Below are 695 nucleotides of genomic sequence, written 5' to 3'. Positions count from 1 at the left end.
GGCACGGTGTAGTTGCCGATGTACAGCTCCCACGGCGGCATCAACCGGGCCATGCCGTCGGTCCACATCATGTAGAAGTCCGGCTGCGAACCCGCCGACACCTGCGAGGGGTTGTAGGGACCCAGGTTCCAGATCGGGTTGATCTGGAACACCCCGCCCATGATGCCCACGATGCCGAGGGTGAAGGCGAAGAACGCGCCCTGGTCGGCGGCGAACACCGGCACGATCCGCGCGCCCACCACGTTGTTCTCCGTGCGCCCCGGGCCGGGGAACTGGGTGTGCTTCTGATACCACACCAGCGCCACGTGCGCGGCGATCAACGCCAGGATGATGCCCGGGAACAGCAGCACGTGCGCGATGTACAAGCGCGGGATGATGATGTCGCCGGGGAAGTCGCCGCCGAACATCAGCCAGTGCATCCATGTGCCGATGATCGGGATCGAGATCGTGATCCCGGAGAACGCCGCCCGCAGACCCGTGCCCGAGAGCAGGTCGTCCGGCAGCGAGTACCCGAAGAAGCCCTCGAACATCGCCAGGATCAGCAGCAGCGAACCGATCACCCAGTTCGCCTCCCGCGGCTTGCGGAACGCGCCGGTGAAGAAGATCCGGAACAGATGCACGATGATCGACGCCGCGAACAGCAGCGCCGCCCAGTGATGCACCTGCCGCACGAACAGGCCGCCACGCACCTCGAA

At 65.6% G+C, this 695-nt stretch carries 1 protein-coding gene; it reads right to left on the bottom strand.

Annotated features, from left to right (window positions below; translation table 11 throughout):
• Positions 1-695: cytochrome b (locus M8859_RS36690; protein WP_249645682.1), on the bottom strand; the 695-nt coding region annotated here is incomplete at both ends.

Source organism: Nocardia sputi (assembly GCF_023501985.1).
Note: the sequence above shows the minus strand (reverse complement) of the source record. Positions and strands in the feature narration are given on the sequence as shown.